This is a genomic window from Pseudidiomarina sp. CB1 (assembly GCF_024752025.1).
GTDB lineage: Bacteria > Pseudomonadota > Gammaproteobacteria > Enterobacterales > Alteromonadaceae > Pseudidiomarina.
This window is the reverse complement of sequence record NZ_JANTPU010000001.1, coordinates 529,772-544,424: the sequence shown is the minus strand read 5'-3', so window position 1 is coordinate 544,424 and position 14,653 is coordinate 529,772. Positions and strand designations below refer to the sequence as shown.

14 protein-coding genes and 3 tRNA genes are annotated in these 14,653 nt (G+C 49.3%); 3 read left to right on the top strand and 14 right to left on the bottom strand.

Going from position 1 to position 14,653, the window contains the following annotated elements; all coding sequences use genetic code 11:
• Positions 1-28 precede the first annotated feature (28 nt).
• The gene (locus NV375_RS02590; protein WP_258806840.1) at positions 29-1,801 is read left to right on the top strand and encodes a M61 family metallopeptidase; all 1,773 of its coding nucleotides are present in this window, start codon (positions 29-31) and stop codon (positions 1,799-1,801) included.
• Here NV375_RS02590 and NV375_RS02585 read toward each other — a convergent pair.
• Genes NV375_RS02585 through NV375_RS02575 form a run of 3 tightly spaced genes read right to left on the bottom strand, consistent with a single transcriptional unit; the run spans position 1,798 to position 4,195 of the window.
• Positions 1,798-2,619: a M23 family metallopeptidase gene (locus NV375_RS02585; RefSeq protein ID WP_258806839.1), complete on the bottom strand. Its 822-nt coding sequence runs from the start codon at positions 2,617-2,619 to the stop codon at positions 1,798-1,800. The genes NV375_RS02590 and NV375_RS02585 overlap by 4 nt on opposite strands.
• On the bottom strand, positions 2,612-3,496 hold the full coding sequence (locus NV375_RS02580) for a 6-carboxytetrahydropterin synthase (RefSeq protein WP_258806838.1): 885 nt from the start codon (positions 3,494-3,496) through the stop codon (positions 2,612-2,614). The genes NV375_RS02585 and NV375_RS02580 overlap by 8 nt, the downstream gene beginning before the upstream one ends.
• A 45-nt stretch (positions 3,497-3,541) precedes the next feature.
• A complete protein-coding gene (locus tag NV375_RS02575; protein ID WP_258806837.1) occupies positions 3,542-4,195 on the bottom strand; it encodes a LysE family translocator in 654 nt (217 codons plus the stop codon).
• Positions 4,196-4,309: 114 nt separating this feature from the next.
• On the opposite strand from NV375_RS02575, the gene NV375_RS02570 reads away from it, so the two are divergent.
• On the top strand, positions 4,310-5,197 hold the full coding sequence (locus NV375_RS02570) for a LysR family transcriptional regulator (RefSeq protein WP_258806836.1): 888 nt from the start codon (positions 4,310-4,312) through the stop codon (positions 5,195-5,197).
• Here NV375_RS02570 and NV375_RS02565 read toward each other — a convergent pair.
• From NV375_RS02565 to NV375_RS02555, 3 genes are all read right to left on the bottom strand, one after another.
• On the bottom strand, positions 5,192-6,688 hold the full coding sequence (locus NV375_RS02565; RefSeq protein WP_258807938.1) for an FMN-binding glutamate synthase family protein: 1,497 nt from the start codon (positions 6,686-6,688) through the stop codon (positions 5,192-5,194). The genes NV375_RS02570 and NV375_RS02565 overlap by 6 nt on opposite strands.
• An 80-nt stretch (positions 6,689-6,768) precedes the next feature.
• Positions 6,769-7,359, bottom strand: coding sequence for a hypothetical protein (locus NV375_RS02560; RefSeq protein WP_258240354.1), 591 nt, complete (start codon positions 7,357-7,359; stop codon positions 6,769-6,771).
• 45 nt (positions 7,360-7,404) lie between these two features.
• Entirely contained in the window at positions 7,405-7,701 is a 297-nt protein-coding gene (locus NV375_RS02555) for a hypothetical protein (protein ID WP_258240355.1), read from the bottom strand.
• 174 nt (positions 7,702-7,875) lie between these two features.
• On the opposite strand from NV375_RS02555, the gene NV375_RS02550 reads away from it, so the two are divergent.
• On the top strand, positions 7,876-9,270 hold the full coding sequence (locus tag NV375_RS02550) for an amidohydrolase family protein (protein WP_258806835.1): 1,395 nt from the start codon (positions 7,876-7,878) through the stop codon (positions 9,268-9,270).
• A gap of 25 nt (positions 9,271-9,295) precedes the next feature.
• Here NV375_RS02550 and NV375_RS02545 read toward each other — a convergent pair whose 3' ends face one another.
• The 8 genes from NV375_RS02545 to NV375_RS02510 all read right to left on the bottom strand — a co-directional run bounded on the left by NV375_RS02545 (position 9,296) and on the right by NV375_RS02510 (position 14,542).
• A complete protein-coding gene (locus tag NV375_RS02545) occupies positions 9,296-10,012 on the bottom strand; it encodes a YiiX/YebB-like N1pC/P60 family cysteine hydrolase (protein ID WP_258806834.1) in 717 nt (238 codons plus the stop codon).
• An 82-nt stretch (positions 10,013-10,094) separates the two neighbouring features.
• A tRNA-Leu gene (locus tag NV375_RS02540) sits at positions 10,095-10,181 on the bottom strand.
• Positions 10,182-10,211: 30 nt separating this feature from the next.
• Positions 10,212-10,285, bottom strand: a tRNA-Cys gene (locus NV375_RS02535).
• Between the two features lie 9 nt (positions 10,286-10,294).
• A tRNA-Gly gene (locus NV375_RS02530) sits at positions 10,295-10,370 on the bottom strand.
• Between the two features lie 79 nt (positions 10,371-10,449).
• Positions 10,450-10,998, bottom strand: a complete 549-nt coding sequence (pgsA, locus tag NV375_RS02525) for a CDP-diacylglycerol--glycerol-3-phosphate 3-phosphatidyltransferase (RefSeq protein WP_258806833.1) — start codon at positions 10,996-10,998, stop codon at positions 10,450-10,452.
• Between the two features lie 17 nt (positions 10,999-11,015).
• The gene (gene uvrC / locus NV375_RS02520; protein ID WP_258806832.1) at positions 11,016-12,890 is read right to left on the bottom strand and encodes an excinuclease ABC subunit UvrC; all 1,875 of its coding nucleotides are present in this window, start codon (positions 12,888-12,890) and stop codon (positions 11,016-11,018) included.
• A complete protein-coding gene (locus NV375_RS02515; protein ID WP_258806831.1) occupies positions 12,856-13,548 on the bottom strand; it encodes a response regulator transcription factor in 693 nt (230 codons plus the stop codon). The genes uvrC and NV375_RS02515 overlap by 35 nt, the downstream gene beginning before the upstream one ends.
• Before the next feature lie 202 nt (positions 13,549-13,750).
• The gene (locus NV375_RS02510) at positions 13,751-14,542 is read right to left on the bottom strand and encodes a thioesterase family protein (RefSeq protein WP_258806830.1); all 792 of its coding nucleotides are present in this window, start codon (positions 14,540-14,542) and stop codon (positions 13,751-13,753) included.
• Between the last annotated feature and the right edge of the window lie 111 nt (positions 14,543-14,653).

Genomic DNA, 14,653 nt, shown 5'->3' with positions numbered 1-14,653 from the left:
TGTCACTTTAATCCTTAAGGTCAAAACTATGCATTATCATATTTCTCCGCTTGATCCTCATGGTCACCAATTTTCGGTGCGTTTACGTATTGATGTCCACAACGATGACAGTATCGAACTGAAGCTTCCAGCGTGGATTCCAGGTAGTTATATGATTCGCGACTTTGCGCGCAATATTCTTGATTTGCATGCTGAGACCAATGGCAAAGCCCTCACTCTCCACGCGGTAGACAAACAAACGTGGCGAATTGACTGTGCCGAAGCAGAAGAACTTACCGTTCATTATCAGGTATATGCCTTCGATTTGTCGGTCCGTAGTGCCTATCTTGATCAGTTCTGGGGCTTTTTTAACAATAGCAGTTTATGCCTTGCTGTAGCTGGACGAACCGATGAAGCCGTCGAGTTGACTTTAGAATTGAGCGAGTCATGCAAGCATTGGCGCGTCGCCACCGGAATGCCGCGATTAAGCGGCGAGTATTACAGCGCTGGACGCTTTCGCGCTGAGACTTATGAAGAACTTATCGATTATCCATTTTTACTTGGTGACTTGGGGATCCATGAGTTTATCGCGGGTGGAATTAAACATGCATTCGTTACCGCCGGACGTAATTTCGCCGATGTAGAACGCATTTGTGGTGACTTAGCGCGAATTTGCGAACAGCAAATTTTACTATTCGAAAAGCAAGTCCCGTTTAAAGAATACTTGTTTTTAACGATGGTGGTTGGCAAAGGTTTTGGTGGTCTAGAGCATCGTAATTCAACGGCACTTATGTGCTCTCGTCGGGATCTGGTCAGCCCCGGTACAAGGCCAAACATAGACACTGACTACCGCACGTTTTTGAGTCTATGCAGTCACGAGTACTTTCACAGTTGGAACATAAAAACGCTTAAACCCAGAGACTTTATTCCGTATTCACTAGCTGCTGAGCAATACACGCGGCAGTTATGGTTTTATGAGGGAATTACCTCTTACTTTGATGATTTTGTGTTGCACGAGGCAGGCTTAATTGATGCACCGACGTATTTAGGTTTGGTTGGCGATACCCTAGCCCGAGTGCATCGCGGGGTTGGCGTAGATCGGCACACCGTAGGCGACTCAAGTTTGCAGGCGTGGAATCGTTTTTACAAACAGGATGAGAATGCCCCTAACGCAATCGTGAGTTACTACGCCAAAGGTGCATTAATTGCGCTTTGTCTAGACTTGCTTATCCGTTCTGATAGCCGCGATACATTGTCGCTCAGCCAGTGCATGGCGAGTTTTTGGCGGTGTTATGGTGCCACGTTGCAAGGGACCACCGACACGACGTTTGCGGAGTTTATGCAGGACGAATACGGTATTCACCTACACGCTTTTATTGACCGAGCGGTAAATAGCACCGAGCCGCTTCCCGTTGCCGAGCTGCTTGAGCAATTTGGCATTGCCATTGAACGCAAGCCTGCACAGGATGACAACGGCTTTGGTGGTCGTTCAGCCCCCACTCCTTTGCCTGTTGCCTTAGGCGCCAAGTTCAAAGCCTCAATGCACGGCCTCGAGCTACAAGTCGTCTTTGCTGATGAAGCTGCTCAAGAAGCTGGTTTGAGTGCGCAAGACCGGGTTATCGCCATCGATAATTTGCAGGTTACCGATAGTAATATGCGAGAAATTTTTGAACGTTATCAACCCGGTGATGTTGTGATCGTGCATGCGTTTCGCCGCGATGAGTTAATTTCGGTAGAGCTTATTTGGCAAGCTCCTAAGCTTAACAACTATGTCTTGAAGGTTGTCGAGCCAACGCAGGCGAAACGCTGGCTGAAACTTTAAAACAGCGGCTTATCGAAATGCTTTAGCACGAGTGCTGGGTCAAGGCGCACATCGCCCCAGTTCACGCGCCAATCGAGGTGCGGCCCGGTGGCTCGGCCTGTCGCACCAATCGCACCAATTACGTCACCTTGTTGTACGCGTTGCCCGACGGCAACGTTAACGGCACTTAGATGAATATAGGTGGTGCTTACGCCAAAACCATGATTAACAATAATGGTGCCGCCGGAATAAAATAAATCAGGATCAGCAAACACGACTTCGCCGGGCCAAACCACTTTGACAGGTGTTCCCGTTGGGGCAGCGACATCGAGCCCAAAATGCGGGTTGCGAGGCTCGCCATTGAAGATACGTTGACTACCATACACCCCACTAATTCGCCCTTCTGCTGGGCTAATGACCGGCTCTAAAAAGTACAGGTCATCGGTTCGCGTCTGCCGTGCGCGCCACACAGCAGCGGCTTCCTTACGTGCACGTGCAACCTGTTCTGGATCTGGCGTGACCGTACGTTGAGGTACACCTTCAACCCGATCAATCTTGTACTCGCGCGGTTCTAATGCAATGACTTCTTTATGTACGCTGCCATCAGCAAGCTTAATCGTTAACGTTTGCGGGCCTTTGGCATCACGCTCAAAGCCAAAAACCACAACACCTTCGCTTGATACTTCGAGGCTTTTATCGTTTAGTTTGACCTCACTACCCGCTGCGGTTTTACCAACCAGCAAAGCTCCGGCGGTTTTGGCACCATGTAATTCGATAACTGACATCCCGTTAGCAGCACCAGATAACAACAATAGCGCCACACCAAGCAGTTTACGCATAGCCAATCGCTCCTTTACCAACGCCCTCATACGCCATTACTTTTACTCGGCCCTGAGCGTTTTCTTCGAGCGCTATGGTTTGAGCTAAGTAATCGGCAATACACTCAACGGTTGAATCGCTGGCGATGAGATCATTTTCGCCTTGCGGCACAGCTAATTCAAAGAGTCCCTGATCCGCTGTGTAGCGATAGGCTTGATGACTGCTATCGTTGACCTGCTTGCCAGCAGAAGACAGTTTAAGTTCTGCAACCGAGCACGTATCTTCTTGTGAGCCTAAATAAATATCTTGCCACCGCCGCGCCCAGCGTTCTTCAACCTGCGGCGCACGCGCGTTATCAATAAAAACTTGGAGTTGTGAGCGATGACCATGGGCAATGCGCTGGCAGTTACCATCATGCTTTTTTAGGCCATGCGTGTAGTGATAATAGGCACCAGCGATGTGTTCTTCGCGTAGGATAACCTCAAGACCCGCTACATTACCGGGCAATTCGCGTTTGATCACCGCCCGTAAATAAGCATTAACACTGGCCATGGAAACTTCTTCTGCGTCGATAAAGGCAAACGCATCCGCTGGGCAAAATAGATGAATGGAGCGTTCTTGCGGACGCAAGAAATCAACCCAATAGCTACTATCGTCGTCAGTATGAGTAACGCGTGTAAATGAGTGGTCCGCGGGCACAGCAAGCTTGTGGTCAACGGCATCATCGATAATGCGTTTGATCTGCTTTTTGACTTTACCGAAGTCCAGCACCATCGATTGTTCGTTGAGGCTGCCGTCTAGAATGATATCGACGATCCAACTTTCACCAACAATGCCCCGCTCGGCGCATAAATACGAAAAATCGATGACTGTAAGATCGTTTACAAATAACTGCATAGGTGTCTCTTTACCCACTTCTATTTAACGTTGCGGATCATAGCATTAATCCCCGCTCACGAGAACTTGAATTACCTGCCACCAGTCGTTGATAAGCTTTACGCAGAGCAACAATAAGATGGCGCCCATGAGGCGATCAAGCCAATGACCAAAACGCCAAATTCGCTCGTATATCGGACCTATGGTCAAGGCTGTGGCTAATAAGGTAAACCAAGCGGCGGTCGCAACAGCCATGTAGAGACCATAACTGGTTTTGATCCACGTTGGCGTAGTTGGGTCGATAATCGCGGTAAAGAGCGCCATAAAAAATAGGGTCGCTTTAACGTTGAGCCCGTTGGTAATGAAACCAACCCGAAACGCTTTAGCGCGGCTGAGGTCACCTGCCGCGGCGGCTGCCTCGGGTGCCTGACTTGCGGGTTTGGCTTGAATGGCTTGCCAACCTATCCAACCAAGGTACAACGCTCCCAGTAAAAGTAGCGAGGCATAAACCCATTGGTAGCGGTGAATAATCAAGGTGACGCCGAGTAATGAATACGCCACATGAATAAGTATCCCCGCACCAATGCCGAGGGCTACGTAGCGGCCGATGCGACGTCCATAAGCTAAGCTATAACGTGCGGTCACGGCAAAGTCAGGTCCCGGTGAGGCAACGGCTAGAAAGTGCAAAACCGCGATTTCGATAAATTCACGTAAATACATTGCTATTGGTTCTCGTTCGTCGTTAATCTATTCTTGTTTTCGCAAGCGAAGTTTCGCTTTCGGCAACCATGGTTGTGCTATTATTCAGCTGCGATTTAACAGTGAGGACTCATTGTGCTACTTAAAAACTATTCTTTAAACGCCCTGCGCGTCTTTGCGGTTGCGGCGAATGCAAGTTCCTTCAAGCATGCCGCCCAGCAGCTGGGATTATCCCAATCGGCTGTAACAAGGCACATTCAAACCCTTGAGGAACAGTTAGGCACACAGCTGTTTCATCGTGATAATCGCATCCATGCCCTCACCCCAACCGGAGAGCTGTTAGGCGAACAACTGCTTACGCTGTTTCAACAACTGGAGCAAAGTGTTGAGCGTGCGCGGGTTAGTGGCGATGAAGCCTTAACCACCTTGCGTATTTATGTTCCGAGTAATGTCCTGCGCTGGTGGCTAGCAAGCCGCCTTGCCGATTTTACCGCAATTTATCCGCATATTCGCCTGCAACTCGACACTTATGATGACACCGTTGCTGATCACCACCATGCAGCTATCGCGCTTGGTGTGCAACAGGGGGCGTTTGACTTGGCACTGGTGCATGGTCGCATCAAAGACCGCAATCTAAAGCAGCAAAACCTCTACAGCCCGCGTTATGCGCCTGTAAGTGCTGCTAGTGATATCACGACAAGCGGCAATTGGTGGGTTCAACCACAAAGCGAAGCGTGGCAAGCTTATCGCCGCGACTTTCCCGTTCAAGCACAGGCATTACCCGTACAGGCGGTGGCAAAACCTAGTATCGGCCTCGAGCTCGTTAGCAATGGCACAGGGTCGACACTGGTCGATACCCTTTACCTACAGCACCCCGCATTCCGCTCATTGCAGTGTAGCCAAGAACAAGCCGTCGACGGCAAGCATGATGTTTTCGTGGTGACGCGGCAAGCTGCACGTCACCCGGTCGCCGTGGTTGCCTTCAGTAAATGGTTGCAAAGCCGCGTACAACAATCGTTATGATTGGCGGGGAGCTTGCGGCGGATAACGCTCCGCCAGGCTCACACTGTCGCCGGTATGGGTCACTACTCGCGCATGCCGGCGGTTAAGTTGCCGCGGATCCGAAACACCACAGGAATGGGCAATAATATTCACACCGTATTCTAAATATTTATGGTAATTGGCGACGCGAACCGATTTATCTGCAGGGTCTAACCCTTTCTGTAAGTCCTTATTATGAGTGGTGACGCCTGTTGGACAGGTATTTTTGTTGCATTGCATGGCTTGAATACACCCCAGTGAAAACATAAAACCACGCGCAGAAACAATAAAGTCAGCGCCCATAGCAAGCGCCCAAGCAACATCAGCAGGCGATATCATCTTACCTGAAGCAATCACGCGAATTCGGTCTTTCAGCCCAGCAGCAATCAACTTATCGATTAAAATAGGCAAGCTTTCAGAGAGTTTTAAGCCAACGTAATCCATTAAGGGTTGCGGAGCTGAGCCGGTGCCACCATCGGCGCTGTCTAAAGTAATGAAATCCGGAGCAGCTTCTGGGCCACGGCGCAAGATGGTGTCAATCAGTTGATCAATCCAGCCTGGATCGCCCATGACGAACTTGATGCCGACGGGTTTATTGGTAATCGAACGAATTCGGTCAATAAAATCCAATAATTCATCATCGTTTTTGATTTCTGGGTGACGATTCGGGCTAATTGAATCTTGGCCTTCAGGGATACCGCGGATTTCAGCGATTTCTTTATTCACCTTAATTCCAGGCAATATGCCACCCTTACCAGGTTTTGCCCCTTGGCTAAGCTTTAGTTCAAACATTTTAATGAGCTTGTGTTCGCCTAACTCTTTTAAGCGCAATTCGTTCAAGCTGCCGTCTTTATTGCGTACACCATACTTTGCGGTACCAATCTGAAAGACCACATCGCATTCACCCTCAAGGTGGTAAGGACTCAAACCTCCCTCGCCGGTATTTAACCAGCAGCCAGCGAGCTTAGCGCCTTTCGACAGCGCTTTGACCGCAACCGGCGATAGCGCTCCGTAGCTCATTCCCGAGATATGGAAATACGAAACCGGCTTATACGGGTTCTCACAGTAGGGTCCAATTTCGACTTCTTCTGGTTGCGTTTTCTCTTCTGTTTGTCGAGGGTATGGTGCATTGGCAAAGATGATGGTGCCGTTCTTCGTTAAATCACGGGTCGAACCAAAGGCCAAGGTGCGGTCGGCATTTTTAGCTGCACGGTACACCCAACTGCGTTGGGCACGATTAAATGGCATTTCTTCGCGGTCCATCGCAAAAAAGTACTGTCGAAAAAACTCGCCGAGGTTCTCAAAAACATACCGAAATCTTCCAATGACAGGAAAGTTACGGCGAATGGTATGTTTCGTTTGGGTTTTATCGACGATGTACATCACGATAATGCTAACTAAACCCACGATCAGCAACAGCACAAATAAGCCAAGTAGCCATTGTGCGACTATTAGCAAGGTATCCCTGTTCATCCAAGCATTATCGACCATAGCACGCCCCTTAGAAATTTCAGCTGATTCTAATGTAGCGTGCCATGGTCATGGTCACAAGCCTAACTCTCCGTGATTTCCGGATGTTTCAGAGCGGTAAAGACCTCTGCAAAGGTCGTCGCGCGTGGATAGAGGCGTACGGATTCTCCGGTGCGTTCAAGAATACGTAAACTCGCAATAAAACCTATGAGCTGACCGTTGTCTTCCACTAACACGAATTCTTTACCTGCGGCCTGCATTGTTGCGGCTATATCTCCGATGCGCGCATGCTCTACCTGTTGCCTCTCGATAACTGGTAATTGGGTGATTGGCATCATCACGTGGCGTACCTCGATCTGGCTCCATGGTAGCTGCAAGGCACTACTTAACGCGCCAGTGTGGCGACTATGCAGTTCGCGCGCGAGGAGTAAACCCGTTAAGTTTCGTTGTGCATCCAAGATACAAACATAACGATTGCCAGTTTGATCAATACGTGCTTCCGCGTCGGGTAACCGCGTCGATTCGCTTAAAACCAAAGTTTGTTGTTGAAAGTGCTCCATGACAGCAGTTGCCGTATCATGCCAGCTGAGGCGCTGGAGCGGTTTTAAAGGGTTTTCGGGCAAACGCGCACCAGCTTGCGCACGATGCCAATCTAAAGCATGAAAAGTAGCCATTTGAAATTCTCACTTGTTTGGAAAATACCGGTAATTGATGATTTTCTAAGCGAGAAAAGGTGGTGCTCGAGCCTGCGGGGCAACATGGCGATCAAACGTTGATTGCTTGAGCTGCGCCAGAACCGGCGAGTCCGACACTGCTGGGGGGCGTAATCTTTGGGTTGGCAAGACATCGTGATCCGAGTCCTGTTGCTCTGTACTCTCAGTGCCGGATGCCTCGACCGGCAACATTTGACTAATTATCGTATCGGTCTGCTTAACCCACGCTGGTGCGCTGCTAGATTGGCATTCAGTACCACTCAAGCCGAACACTAACAATGTTACTAACAGACGAAATGACACGTTAGTTGTACCCTATCTTTGATAACTATCAACTACTATGGTGCGCAAGATGGAGCTTCTCAAGGTGATTAGCCGTGATTTTTTGCAGGTTGGGCGGAAATCGTGCTTCTTGCCTTGCATGCAAAAATCGACAGGCGTAGCTTGAAAGTTGCACAAAACAAGAAGGAAACGCCAATGAAAACGATAACAAAATTGTTCGTAACAAGTGCCCTCGCCTTAGGCGTTAGCCAAGCCGTTTACGCCGAGTCCATCGCCTTAGTGGGCGGCCGCTTAATTGATGGCACCGCCGAGCAGCCCATCGCTAATAGCGTGATCTTAATTAAAGATGGCGTTATTGAAAAAGTCGGCAGCGTAGGCGAACTTGCTGTCCCTAACGGCTACCGTGTTATTTCGACCGAGGGCCATGACGTACTGCCTGGACTCTGGGAGAACCATGCGCATATTCAATTAACCGGACACGCCAATTATCCGCATTGGCAGGCCGAATACGCCGATCGTTTTGTTGACGAGGTCATGCCTGCAGCGCTAGTACAATTACTCCTTTCTGGCGTCACTTCGGTCCGCGATCTAGGCGCCCCGCTCGGCGATACTGTTGCCATCAAAGAGGCCGTAGCTGCGGGCGAGATTCCAGGCCCGAACCTTTACACTTCAGGGCCGTTCTTACAGTGGGAAACCGACGAGTGGCAAAGCCATTACCGCTGGCCGATAAAGACGCCAGAACAAGCCGTCGAAAAAGTTAATGAGTTGGCGGATGCCGGCATGGAAATCGTTAAACTTATCGATCAAGACGACATGCCCCGTGAAGTTATGGAAACGATTGTATCGCAAGCCCACGAACGCGGACTAAAAGTCGTAGCCCATGCGCATAAGCCAGACGAAATTCGTTTAGGTGTTGAAGTCGGCGTCGATAACTTTGAACACACCGGCCTCACCACTGCTCCAGGCTATCCGGACGACGTGCTTGAGGCACTAAAAGAGCGTACAGCTACCGGTATTTTTGATGGTTTAGTATTCTGGACGCCAACCGTTGAGGGTTTGTACAACTATGAAACTACCGTACAAAACCACGAGCATTTCGATAATAGCTGCTGGCATCGCGGTCTCAAGGAAGACACCATCGCTGACATCAAGCAGTCTATCGAGAAGCCGGGACATTTGAGCTATTCACAACTGGTACCGTTGCGTAAACCAACGTTGAAAAACAAAATTGCGCAGCTAAAAGAAACGGGTGTGGTAATGCTGGTGGGCACCGATGTTGGTATTCCGATGAAGTTCCATTGCCAAACCACGTGGCGAGAAATGGCCACATGGGTCTATGAAATGGACTTTTCACCAATGGAAACCATCCGTGCTGCGACCTACTGGCCAGCGGTCATGATGGGCGTACAAGACCAATACGGCTCCGTTACTCCAGGCAAAGTCGCTGACATCATCGCGGTGAACGGTGACGTACTGAAGTACATCAATCTGCTACAAGACGTCGATTTTGTGATGCGTAAAGGTGTGGTGTACAAGCAAGATGGTCAAGTGAATGAGGAATTATTGCCTGAAAGTTTACGTATGGAATAGCCTTTAAATGAACCGGCGCGGACACCTACCCTGGATCCGCGCTTGGTTCGTGCCATTCCAATTGGTAAGGATCAAACGACGCTTTTAAATTAGGTTTGATGATTGCGAAATAAGGCGATATGTCAAAGTCGCCGGGTACATATTGGCTGTGATGGCGTTTGATCAATTTTTGCCGTAACCGTTCCGGCAATATCGGGTAGTGAATCGATTGAAAAGCTTGCGCAATTAACGACGAACAAATGGCTTTGGTAGGATCGCCGCTGCCAAAGGTTAGCAAGCTTCGCCGCCACTCGACGGGTACCGGCGGGGTTCGGATGAGATAGCGGGCCAAATCTAAAATATGCCCCGTATCATACTGATGACCGAGCTTGCTTTTTGCGTAGTCTATTGCCTTTGCCATATCTTCGGGGCGAATACCTATCGGTCGACAAATGCGAGTATGTGCGGTGCGATAAAAAGACAGTGGTACTAGTCTTACCCCCTCAATGACATCCGCTTCCAACAATAGTACTCCCTGGGCATCATTTTTTTCGACACATAAAGCAGCATGGGACCAAGTGGACTGCGTAAGGTATTTAATCGCGGTAGCAATACGACTGTTACCATCGATCAGCAATACATCACCGACTTGAACAGTTTCTTCAAGTACAGAAAATTCAGATGTAGGAGGATTGGGGGGCGCACTTCCAGGCTTTTGCAGATAACCAGCGACTTTTTTGCCTAACCAGGCTAGTAAACCCATCGTTTGATACCTTATTGCAAACCTACAGGTTTATAATAGCGACATCAGGGGTGTAAGTATATGGCTTGAAGTTAAGAAGGAATGGTGCCCGGGGCCGGACTTGAACCGGCACGCTGTTACCAGCGAGGGATTTTAAATCCCTTGTGTCTACCAATTTCACCACCCGGGCACATCATAGATGTAGTACCTGAGACTCCGATGGAGGCGGGACCCGGAGTCGAACCGAGATCCACGGATTTGCAATCCGCTGCATAGCCATTCTGCCATCCCGCCATCGGGATTTGGAGCGGGAAACGAGATTCGAACTCGCGACCCCAACCTTGGCAAGGTTGTGCTCTACCAGCTGAGCTATTCCCGCATCCAGTGCCGACGCATTCTACTGTCTATTTCGGCAAGGTCAACGATTTTTTGCCGCTAACCTGTTTGTTTGCTTATTTTTAATCCACTTGGCTTAAATCTGACCAAGCCGCGCGCAAATATTCCCACATCGACCACAACGTCAGCACAAATGCGACGTACAACAAAATGGTCGCGGTAACGATAACAAAGGTATTGGCTTCCCAAATGAGGCCACCAATCGCGACCATTTGCGCCGTGGTTTTTATTTTTCCCAAATTCGAAACTTGAACTTTTGCTTGCGAGCCGATTTGCGCCATCCATTCGCGTAAGGCTGAAACCACCAGCTCGCGGCTAACAATGGCCAAGGCTGGGACGCTAATCCACCAAGTTGCATAGGTTTCAACGACAACGATCAGTGAGGCTGCAACCATGACTTTATCGGCCACTGGGTCTAAAAACGCCCCGAACTTGGTGAATTGATTAAATCGTCGAGCAATGTAACCGTCTAAACCGTCGGTTATTGCCGCCAAGGCAAATACAAATGCGGCCCAAAAATGTGCGTCAGTGCCCGGTAAATAGTAAATGCCCAAAAACACCGGGATCAGTAAGATGCGAAAGCTGGTCAGCAGGTTGGGAATATTCCACATGCGACTGAGAGTTCCTTTTATTCGTCACGAAACGCGTGATAGATGGTTTCAGCTAATTCGTGGCTGACGCCAGGTACCGCTGCGAGTTGCTCAATACTAGCCTGTTTTACCTGTTGTAATCCACCTAGATTTTGCAATAAACGTTGTCGGCGCTTGGCACCAATACCCGGGATATCCTCTAGGCGTGAAGTGCGACGGACTTTCGCACGGCGCTGCCGGTGACCGGTAATAGCAAATCGGTGCGATTCATCACGAATGTGCTGCACCAAATGCAGTGCAGGCGCATCTGCCGCCAACGGAATAGTCGCATGGCTGCCAGCTAAGATAAGCGTCTCTAGGCCTGGTTTACGCGACTCCCCTTTCGCTACACCGACGAGTAAAGGCGCAGCTTTTGCAGATTCAGTCGGCCAGTCGGCAAAATAACTTTCCGCCTGACTTAACTGCCCTTTGCCGCCGTCAATAAACAAAATATCCGGCATCGGTGCCGCATCAACTTTACCGTGTTTGAGTGGATCAAAACGACGCTGTAGTGCTTGTGCCATCGCGGCATAATCATCACCCGGCGTAATACCTTTAATATTGTAACGTCGGTAGTCACTTTTTTTCGGACCTTGCTGGTCAAAGACCACGCACGAGGCCACAGTTTCCTGTCCCATCGTGTGGCTAATATCAAAGCATTCCATACGCGTGATAGGACGCCCAAAGTCGAGCTCTTGCTCCAAGGCGCGTACCCGCATCATCATGGTACTAGCTTGATTCGCCTTGCTGTCGAGCGCATTCATGGCATTCTTTTGTGCCAGTATCTGATACTGTTTACGTTCACCTCGGACGTTATGTGTCATGCGAATTTTCTGCGCCAAGGCCTGTTCAAGAGCTTTCAACTCCTGTTCCGGGTCAAGCACGTTGGCGGCATTTTGCTCGGGTAAGATAATCTCGCGTGGCAAGCGTCGTTCCACTTGATCATTCAAGTAAAACTGCAACAAGAATGCCAGCAGTACTTCAGCATCTTCCGTGTTCGCCGGAACCTTCGGAAAGTAACTACGACTGCCCTGCACTGCGCCATCGCGAACAAATAGTAAATGCACAGCAGCGATTCCACCTTGGCGTGCATAACCGATGACATCAAGTTCCTGTTGATTGCCGGTAACTGCATTGCGCTCTTGGACTTGGCGTAAGGCGCCGATTTGATCACGAAAACGCGCTGCTCGTTCAAAGTCTAACGCCGTACTCGCTTGTTCCATTCTGCCGACCAGTTGATCGATGACCTCTTGGTTTTTGCCCTCTAAAAAGCGTTTGGCAAGATCCACTTGCTCGTTATATTCATCATCGCTGCAATAGCCTTTTACGCAAGGTGCCAAGCAACGCTTGAGTTGGTATTGCAAGCAAGGTCGACTGCGCGCGCGGTAGTAAGAGTCTTCGCATTGGCGCACGGGAAAAAGCTTTTGTAATAGACGTAGACTATTGCGTACCGCTACACCATTTGGGAATGGCCCAAAATAACGCCCTTTTTCGCGGCGCGTACCACGGTGAAATGCTAAACGTGGATGTTGATGTTCGCTAACGAGAATATAAGGATAAGATTTATCATCACGCAGCAGAACGTTGTAGCGCGGTCGGTATTTCTTAATGAAATTATTCTCGAGGATCAGTGCTTCAGCTTCGGTATTAGTTACCGTGACTTCGATAGTGCAGATTTGTTTGACGAGCGTTTGCGTCTTCGGGCTGTCCACTTGGCTACGGAAATAGCTGCCCACACGTTTACGCAGATCCTTCGCTTTACCCACGTATATAATGTCGCCCGACGCATCATACATCCGGTACACACCGGGTTGATGCGTCAGACTTTGTAGAAATCGCTTAGCGTCGAACGCCTCCTTCACTTGCTTCGTCATCGTCTTGTACTGCTACCTCGTCATCAAGATCAACCAGTTTCATTTGCAACGCTAAATGCGTCAGCTCAACATCGCCACTTATCCCGAGTTTATCAAAAATTCGGTAACGAAAGGTATTCACTGTTTTACTACTTATATTAAGCAGCTGCCCAATTGCTGTGGAACGACGTCCTTGCGCTATCATTTGGGCGACTTGGATTTCGCGTTTACTTAATTTAGCGAGCAGCTCGCCCTGCCTTTGTCGCGCTGGGTTTTTCGCTAAATACTCGGCAACACTTGCGGCCACATACATACGCCCTTTACTCAGCATATGACAAGCATTCAAAAACTCTTCTTTTTGCGCACTTGCGAGTAAATACCCCTCAACACGTTCGAGATTACACTGAAAATCAAGTACATCTTGAAATCGTGCAGCCCAGAGTAGCATATGAACATCTGGATAGCGGCGCTGAATACGGCGCCAGACTTCAATGGTGCCGTCGCTACATAATTGGCTGCCAAGGATAACTGTGGCGAACGGAGCACGAGCGATTGCGTCGCGCAGTTGTTGTTGGTTGTTTACGGTTGCAACGACTGAAAATTTAGGCTCTTGGTTGATTAATGTTTCCATGCCTAACCCCACCAACTGTGAGGGTACAGCTACGATGAACTCTGTCATCTTCGCTTCCTTATGAAGACACCGAACAATTTCGGTTAGCGCACCAACCCCATGTCGGTGCGAGTCAAGATATGCCCGAGATACGTTTGGAGTGCAAGCAAAAATACAACAAAATTATCACGTTTATTTATTCTCTTACACGCTAAGCATCAAATAATAGCCACTCTCATCTTTTGAATTGATTTTTACTATCAAATGATAACTAAGCAAAAACAGTCACGGTTTGTCGGCTAATCGCTACGAGTTGTCCTTGCTTGTCCCAAACGTGCGCATGCGTATGTCCGTAGCCGTCAGCAGCATAATCAATTGTGGCGACGTAATGCCACCATTCATTTGTCAGTTGTTGCGGAAGCTGTGACGGAAACTCAATTGTCCAAGTGAGTGAGCTTGCAGGTGCTAACTCAGTGAGGTGCTGCAAGAGCGCTGGTGGCCACGCATCGACCAAGCCCAAAAAGGTGCCAATGGTCACTGGCTGGCTAAGTTCACTAAAACGCATGAACCCACCAAATTCACGACTTGTATTACCACTAAATGGTAGTCCTCCAACGGTAACGCTGTAATCAAATGCGCGGGCAAATTCGGGGAGTACTTTCGCCGGCGGAAATGGCGTACCAGCATCGGGCTCAACGCTCTTCGGCTCCGGCGTATCAGTGACTCGGATTTGTGAAACACGGGCTGCACCGTAGGTTAAAAGAGCAGCTAAAACAACTTCGTCATGCTGTACGATCTCAACTGCGATTTGCGTTACGTTTTTGCCCTTTCGTAATACACGCCGCGATAAGCTCGCTTGCCCCGCAAGTACCGGTGCAACAAATGAAACCGTCATTGCCCTGAGCTGTTGGTCGGGATCAGCCCCAGCATGACCATGTTGCCAAGCTATCGCTGCAGTAAGGCCGCCAAACAGCGCCCGACCTTGCCCCCACCCTGCTGGGAGCTCAATTGCTTGTTCCGCCGCCGATGTAATCCGTTGCAGCACCTGATCGAAAGCTTCCATAACATCCTCGGTAATTAAACTTGTTGTATTGTTTTTTCGTAAAAGAAGAGAAAGCAGTATAAACAGGTACGACCAGATGATAAAGCGCGAACAAAAAAGCCCGCTAGCGAA

What these genes read in the sequence shown, in the direction of transcription:
- NV375_RS02585 (WP_258806839.1), bottom strand. Translation starts at nt 2,619, where the DNA reads ATGCGTAAACTGCTTGGTGTGGCGCTATTGTTGTTATCTGGTGCTGCT.
- uvrC (WP_258806832.1), bottom strand. Translation starts at nt 12,890, where the DNA reads ATGACGAAGCAAGTGAAGGAGGCGTTCGACGCTAAGCGATTTCTACAA.
- NV375_RS02575 (WP_258806837.1), bottom strand. Translation starts at nt 4,195, where the DNA reads ATGTATTTACGTGAATTTATCGAAATCGCGGTTTTGCACTTTCTAGCC.
- pgsA (WP_258806833.1), bottom strand. Translation starts at nt 10,998, where the DNA reads ATGTGGAATATTCCCAACCTGCTGACCAGCTTTCGCATCTTACTGATC.
- NV375_RS02565 (WP_258807938.1), bottom strand. Translation starts at nt 6,688, where the DNA reads ATGAACAGGGATACCTTGCTAATAGTCGCACAATGGCTACTTGGCTTA.
- NV375_RS02515 (WP_258806831.1), bottom strand. Translation starts at nt 13,548, where the DNA reads ATGACAGAGTTCATCGTAGCTGTACCCTCACAGTTGGTGGGGTTAGGC.
- NV375_RS02510 (WP_258806830.1), bottom strand. Translation starts at nt 14,542, where the DNA reads ATGGAAGCTTTCGATCAGGTGCTGCAACGGATTACATCGGCGGCGGAA.
- NV375_RS02545 (WP_258806834.1), bottom strand. Translation starts at nt 10,012, where the DNA reads ATGGGTTTACTAGCCTGGTTAGGCAAAAAAGTCGCTGGTTATCTGCAA.
- NV375_RS02550 (WP_258806835.1), top strand. Translation starts at nt 7,876, where the DNA reads ATGAAAACGATAACAAAATTGTTCGTAACAAGTGCCCTCGCCTTAGGC.
- NV375_RS02590 (WP_258806840.1), top strand. Translation starts at nt 29, where the DNA reads ATGCATTATCATATTTCTCCGCTTGATCCTCATGGTCACCAATTTTCG.
- NV375_RS02580 (WP_258806838.1), bottom strand. Translation starts at nt 3,496, where the DNA reads ATGCAGTTATTTGTAAACGATCTTACAGTCATCGATTTTTCGTATTTA.
- NV375_RS02560 (WP_258240354.1), bottom strand. Translation starts at nt 7,359, where the DNA reads ATGGCTACTTTTCATGCTTTAGATTGGCATCGTGCGCAAGCTGGTGCG.